We start from the raw sequence: 6,281 nt of genomic DNA, 5'->3' as shown, positions 1-6,281 counted from the left end.
ATATTGGGTGTCGCAAAATACTCCCGAGTAGCTCAACCGGCAGAGCGGGTGGCTGTTAACCACTAGGTCGTAGGTTCAAATCCTACCTCGGGAGCCAGATAGGACTAAGGTCAACATGATCGCCCATGTTGGCCTTTTCTTTTTGGTGGGTAGCATTGGTAAGCGCAAGCAAATCAAAGGGCTTGCGATAGGATGGAATTAACTCGCCGTTCTTCCAAACGGAGTTCGAACACACGAAATCCAAAAGACGGCGTTTTTCCTTCATCGGCTGCATTTCGTAGAGACTCACTGCTCTTTGTGACAATTCCAAAAGTTTGATGCCTTCTTCAAGATACGACTGATTGGCGGCCTGGTGCTTTTCTATGGTACGCAAAATCTCCGCTTGTTCATTTCGCCATTCCGCACTTTTGCGCTCGAAGAGTTCCGCCGAAATCTCCCCGTCAAGCTTATCGACATAAATTTGATCAATGCGATGTTGTAGCTTTTGATACTGCCTTTGCAGCTTGGCTATCATCTCATCATGATGTTGCTTTTCATCGCGATGGCTTTCACGCAACGCCAGCGTAACCCACGCCAAGACCTCGTCGTCCATTTTGATCGCCTTTAATGCCTGGCCGAACTGTCTGGCAATCTCTTCTTCGCGCACATATTTCTCAGGGCATCTTCCTCGGTTGCCGGTGCAATGATAATAGACATATTTCCCTTTTTGAATTTCTGCCGTCAAAGCGCAACCACAATGACCGCAACTGACCAGCCCTTGAAATGCCCATCTGTATTTGCGCTGCTGTGCACGAGGTTTCCCCATGTCCGATAAGCGTTCTTGCACCGCATCGAAAAGCCCCTTTGAAATCAACGGCTCATGCTTACCCTCGTACAGCTTTCCTTTCCACCTAAAGCCGCCGTAATAAATTGGGTTGGTCAGTATGCGATGAACCAAGCTGCGGTGAATCTTGCTGCCTGCCTTCCCATAGGTCAGGCCCTCCGCCGTCGCCATCTTAGCGACTTCAAGCAGCGAATGCTTGCCCGTCACATACCACTCGAAAAGCTTGGCAATCAACGGCGCAACCTCGGGATTCAACTGAATGATGCGTTTGCCCTCGGCCTGAGTGTTCAAATAGCCAAGCGGGGCACCGCCGGGGTAAACGCCCTGTGCCGCTTTCTCCGCCATACCCTTTTTCGTTTCTTCCGAAAGATTGTCGATGTAGTTTTTTGCCATGAGAACTTTAATGCCGTGCATGAGTTTTTCCGACGAACGCGAATCCTCAGACAACACAAAGTTTTCTTTGACAAAATGAATTTCTACGACAAGCTCGTCTAATATCACCCAATCTTTTAGATTTCGATACAGACGATCTGTTTTTTCAACCAATATGGCTCTGCACCTGTTCGCCGATTCGCCTTTTTTGCTTTCCGCTTTCAGAAACTTTGCCATTTCGGTAAAATTGGTGCGACCGGCGTGTTTTGCCGTTTCAACGTCCTCGTATTCCTGGACTACCGAAAAGCCTTTTTGCATGGCATAATCACGCAGAAGCTTGAGTTGAGCCGGGATCGAATATCCTTCCTTTTCCTGTTCTTTGCTCGAAACCCGCGCATAAATCACCGCTTTTTGTGGCTGCTCGCTCAAATCTCGGCTCGAATTATTTTGTCTTCTTTTCCAATTCCCGCGCGATCAATTCGCCCACCCAATCTTGTATCGTCGTGTCCAGTTCCGCCGCTTTAATTCTCAGGCGCTTATGCAAATCGTCTGTAATGCGAACGTGGATCATCCGCAACTTTTGCTTATCCGTCTTTTGTCTAGCCATGCTCGACCTTTGTGCCAATCAGTGAAATCCCTTTCATGTGACAAAATAGCCAAGTTACTTTTCAATGTCAACAACAAATTTGCCAGGTCACTATTTTTTCTTTGAGTTTTCGGCATTCTCCCACTCGGCCAGGACTCGGAAGAAGCCGGCAAGATTTTCAACCGTTTCGCGCGCTTCTTCTTGTGAGAATGCCACGCCGGTCTTTTGTTGCCAGAATGAAGCCGTCTGCCGCAAGAAATCCGCATCCGCAGGCAAGCCGCGCCCACCTCGCAACCGCGCCGGCTTCTCGAATGTCTCAGCGGACAGCCGCTCATGACACTCAAGCTGATTCTGTCGTTTCTGGCTCTTCAAATGCTTTCTATGATTCCTTATGCGCTCTTGTCGTCATTGCTCGTTGCGACGTGCTTCAGCAAGAATGAGTAGTATTCATCCAAATCCATTGGCATTGGCTTGATCAAGATGCCGCTGAGAGAAGCGTTTCTTTCCGCCTCTCCAACGTCATACTCCTCGAGTGGGCCATCATACGGCAGGATAATTCGGAAATGAATGTTAGGCGACACTCGTTTTTCGAGCTTCTCTAATCGCGTCCTGTGGCTCATGACCTACTTTTTCTGCGCTGTGACGTTGTTCCAAAACGGTTATTCGTTTCTCTATATCCGAAACTTCGAACGATTTGATCATGATATTGCAGAGATACCCTATCTTGCTTGCCTTCGATTCCTCCGTCTCATTCCGCAACAAGTCATTGATGATTTTGGCCAAAAGCCGATTCACGTCCGAGACCGACCGGAGCCGGATCGAGCGTTTTTTCTCAGGCGAGGGGATAGTCTCGCCCTTCTTCTTTTTGTTTTTCATTCAGTTAGCAGCAGCGTAGAACAGCATTCATGAACAACTTAACGCCCCTTCCGGCGCATTTCACCACATACAAATATGCCATTTCGCTCAGGATACTGGCCTTCTTCGTGTGTGACCGTTTGACGAAATCTTTGCCAATCTCCGCTCGCGTGCTGTGCCGGCCTGTTGCTCTAACGATTGTATGATCGCCTGAAGCGCCGGGTCACCTTCAACCTCAACGCCAATCTCTTGCGCCTTCAGTCGCAGCATTTCCGCTGCTTCTCCAAATGCAACTTCGGACTCCAGCACCCAGGTAACTTGCGCTGGCCTGCCAAGCAAGTAGAGGGCAAGAAACATGCGTGCCTGGTGCCGTGTTTGTGGCGTTGAATCCTTGATCGTTTCTCTCTTTTTGCCCTGCATTTCATAGCCAAGCGCGTCAACCTTCGCTTGCCTTACAATCGCTCGCCAATCGTTAACGGTGACTTCTTCACTGGTTGCATCCCAATAGGCTTTCCGAAATGGTTTTGAAGGCCGGCCCGGCCCGCCGGAGTTGCCGGGAAGAAAACGGCCGTTACTACTCCTGTGTTTGCTCTTCATGGTTTTTCAATGCTCCGTTTTGGTTGCCGATGAAAACGGCTGAAAACGGCTCCACAGTTGTTTCCTGTCGTCAAACCGTCTGGCAAAATGGGCAAGTTGGGCAAGTTCGTGGTAATTCAGTAGATTATCAGTATTCACTCGCTTGCTTCCGTCAACTTGCCCAAATGTCAACTCTATAGCAGCAGCAAAATGGGCAAGTTGAAACCTACTTGAGTTCCCAAAACCATATGTCACCAACTTTCACCGGCTTTTTGCAAATCTCCTCTCGCGCAGAACGAATGATCTTCGGGCTGTGTTCTTTAGCTTTCATCTGCTCTTCAATATCTTTTGCTGGGCGTGGGCCATCACGTAGTAAATCCTCAAGATCGACAATTGCACCAGCCACCGCAGCAGACATTCTTCGTGGAAACGTCTCATTTGACTCAATGAAATCGAAATGCCCCAAAGCGTCACTTTCTGGAGTATCAACCCGATAAGTGATTGCGTCCGACAGTTTTCCAAGCCGGTTCTTCGCCATGCCAACTTTGAGAAGAAATGCACCAGGTTTTCGCGCGCTTTGAGCCGTTTGAAACAGCAAGACAAGGTCGCTTTTCGTCACGAGCACGCGAGAATCGGAAACATCCGCAAGCGTCAATTCATCGCGATCCCACGCCGTCTTCTTGGTATGAGTTATCCAAACCTCCGCGACATTATTCCTTGCTGCGAATTCCCGACATTTTTGAAGGGGAAAATTTAAGTCACCTGCGCGATTGTATTCCCCACTTAGAAAATCAAGAACCGTATCAAACACAACAACCCGCGCATGATGTTGCTTTACCTTCTCCCCTAACCCTTGCCAGAACCGTTCAGAACCGAAGGTGGGGTCAAAGCTTGCGTCGGGATTGACAGCAACAGGAACGACGCACTTATTTTGCATCGCATTTTGCCGCACGTGAAACGCATGATTGGAAAGATCAAAATCAACAACGTACAGGCTTGGAATTCCCGCTTTGTTCAACAGCCATTGCGACATCAACGATTTCATTGTACCGCTTTTGCCGGCGACCAAAGTCACACAGCCTGCAAAGGCGAAATTGGGAACAAGAGTTTCGATTTCAAGATTTTTTGGAGGCATCGCATCCATAAAATATTCCTTTGAAACTGATTTATAACGAGTGTTTTGCAAATCAGCGAGGAGACTCGAAAACTCTTCCTCCGTCGAGCCGTTTCTTGATAGCTCAATCCCCCGATGCAGTAGCTCAATTCGACGCCGTTTTCTCGCTTTCTCAAGAATGATGCTGGTGTGAACTTCAACGTTTGCCGATGAAATAACGCCATTCACTAAATCAGAAAGGAAAGGACGCCCTCCAATTTCATCCAATTGTCCCCGCCGAGATAATTCATCAGCCAGAGTGATAGCGTCAACGGCAATCTTCCTGTTGGCAAGCTCCACGATGGCGTAAAAAACCTTCTGATGTGCCGGCACGTAGAAATCAGAAGACCTCAGCGTGCTTGTCAACTTCTTGAGAGCCTCATTGTTCATCAAAACCGCGCCCAGCAACGCTTTTTCAGCGTCCTCGGCAAACGGTGGTGGCCCCGCAGACTCATAAGCCCTTGAGGAATATTCAATCATTGTACTCCTCTCTCGACTTTATCCAGCGCATCTACCGCCATCATTTGATTCTTTTTGCTCGTTGTCAAAAGGCTCTTTGGTGTAACACCAAGCACACGTGCAAATGCCTCAAGCTCATCCAAATACGCGGTGGCGTAGCCCGCTTCGATCTTTGAAACCCTTGACAAAGGCACGCCAGAAAGCTCTGAAAGCCGAAGTTGCGTAAGGCCGGCGCGAAGTCGAGAAAATTTTAGATTGAGATTTTTCATGGGCAGAAATCTAAGAAGAAAATTTTCTCCTTGCCTGTGACAACTCTCGATAGATTTTCGTTTTGCTCTTGTCACACCTTTAAAACAAAAAAGCCCAAATAGGAACCTATTTGGGCCTCGAAAGTGACACTTGCCAGTTGATCAACGCTTCTTTTGCTTGTGTTCAGACATTCGTTTATTGCGAGATTTCTTACCGTAGCGATAAGCAAAGCGACGCAGCGTGCCTGGATCACGCCGCAAATATTGCGACCGAATGACTTCCAATGCCGGGTGGAATTGCTTCACATAGTAAGGCAAAGACTCAGCGCATTTCTCAAGTTTGTCTGAATAAAGTGAAACAAATAATTCACTCACAACCTTCCACTCGTTTCTGAATTGCGCAACACGCAGCCCCTTCTGTTTACGCCTGCTTGCTTCTCTCTCGACTAGCCTTTTCAATTCCCAGACAGAGCGCGCGAGCGCCACTTTTATTTTGTGGCTCAGATCCTCTGTCAACTTGCCGAATTCCGTCTTCGAATGTTGAATAATTGCATCGAGCGTGCGTAAGGCACCATCCAAGTGAAGATGTAGTTCGTCTAACAACTCATCCCTTCTTTTCTCTCGAAACACGATGCCCTTCTTGCGAATTCCTGATTTCTCGATTTCACCGATCTCATTTTTCAATGGATCAAACGAGACGCGAATTCCAACTGGAGAAAGATTTTGTTTAATCTTCATCAATTGATCACGAGCGCTGCTAAAAATTTGCTCGTCACTCCTCAACTGAGGCTCTGCCAATCCTCGAAGGAGATGTTCAGGTAAGGGATTTGGCATTATTTCATTGACGACTCGCAACACCTTTCTCGCAAAAGAAGGGGCATCATCAGGAAGAACCCCATCGTCATAAAGCTTCCGGGCCCAATTAATTTCCGCCGCTGAGTAGCCTTTGGAATTTGATTTCATATCGAGCGTTCGCGTGGTTAAATGGCATAGTCACTTTCGTCTTTTGGATGCCTGCCGTTTAGTACGACACCGATACCGATAAGCAAGCTGTCGCACAGAATCGACTGAAGGCGTGAAGTAGGGTGTATTTATGTTGCTTGAACCAAACTCTTTCATGAGACTAATCACAAGTTTCCATTGATTTCGATAGACCGGCAGTCGCGGATTGCAGGATTTTCGTCTTTTATTTTCTTTCTCGATGGCCCG

Annotated in this window: 8 protein-coding genes and 1 tRNA gene; 1 reads left to right on the top strand and 8 read right to left on the bottom strand. The window is 47.9% G+C overall.

Annotated features, from left to right (window positions below; translation table 11 throughout):
- Positions 1–21: 21 nt before the first annotated feature.
- Positions 22–97, top strand: a tRNA-Asn gene (locus FBQ85_25070).
- Here FBQ85_25070 and FBQ85_25065 read toward each other — a convergent pair.
- The 8 genes from FBQ85_25065 to FBQ85_25030 all read right to left on the bottom strand — a co-directional run bounded on the left by FBQ85_25065 (position 83) and on the right by FBQ85_25030 (position 6,035).
- Entirely contained in the window at positions 83–1,624 is a 1,542-nt protein-coding gene (locus tag FBQ85_25065; GenBank protein MDL1878404.1) for a recombinase family protein, read from the bottom strand. The genes FBQ85_25070 and FBQ85_25065 overlap by 15 nt on opposite strands.
- 13 nt (positions 1,625–1,637) lie before the next feature.
- Positions 1,638–1,802 carry a toxin-antitoxin system HicB family antitoxin gene (locus FBQ85_25060; protein MDL1878403.1) on the bottom strand — a complete coding sequence of 55 codons (165 nt, stop codon included), beginning with the start codon at positions 1,800–1,802 and terminating at the stop codon, positions 1,638–1,640.
- 90 nt (positions 1,803–1,892) lie between these two features.
- Entirely contained in the window at positions 1,893–2,153 is a 261-nt protein-coding gene (locus FBQ85_25055) for a hypothetical protein (protein MDL1878402.1), read from the bottom strand.
- A 198-nt stretch (positions 2,154–2,351) separates the two neighbouring features.
- On the bottom strand, positions 2,352–2,657 hold the full coding sequence (locus FBQ85_25050) for a hypothetical protein (GenBank protein ID MDL1878401.1): 306 nt from the start codon (positions 2,655–2,657) through the stop codon (positions 2,352–2,354).
- Between the two features lie 87 nt (positions 2,658–2,744).
- On the bottom strand, positions 2,745–3,233 hold the full coding sequence (locus FBQ85_25045) for a hypothetical protein (protein MDL1878400.1): 489 nt from the start codon (positions 3,231–3,233) through the stop codon (positions 2,745–2,747).
- Positions 3,234–3,438: 205 nt separating this feature from the next.
- On the bottom strand, positions 3,439–4,845 hold the full coding sequence (locus tag FBQ85_25040) for a hypothetical protein (GenBank protein ID MDL1878399.1): 1,407 nt from the start codon (positions 4,843–4,845) through the stop codon (positions 3,439–3,441).
- Positions 4,842–5,093 (bottom strand): helix-turn-helix transcriptional regulator, encoded by a 252-nt coding sequence (locus FBQ85_25035; GenBank protein MDL1878398.1) that lies wholly within the window; start codon positions 5,091–5,093, stop codon positions 4,842–4,844. The genes FBQ85_25040 and FBQ85_25035 overlap by 4 nt, the downstream gene beginning before the upstream one ends.
- A 141-nt stretch (positions 5,094–5,234) precedes the next feature.
- Positions 5,235–6,035 (bottom strand): hypothetical protein, encoded by an 801-nt coding sequence (locus FBQ85_25030; GenBank protein ID MDL1878397.1) that lies wholly within the window; start codon positions 6,033–6,035, stop codon positions 5,235–5,237.
- Positions 6,036–6,281 lie beyond the last annotated feature (246 nt).

Source organism: Cytophagia bacterium CHB2, from assembly GCA_030263535.1.
Classification (GTDB): Bacteria; Zhuqueibacterota; Zhuqueibacteria; order Zhuqueibacterales; family Zhuqueibacteraceae; genus Coneutiohabitans.
This window is presented reverse-complemented; position numbering and strand designations above follow the sequence as displayed.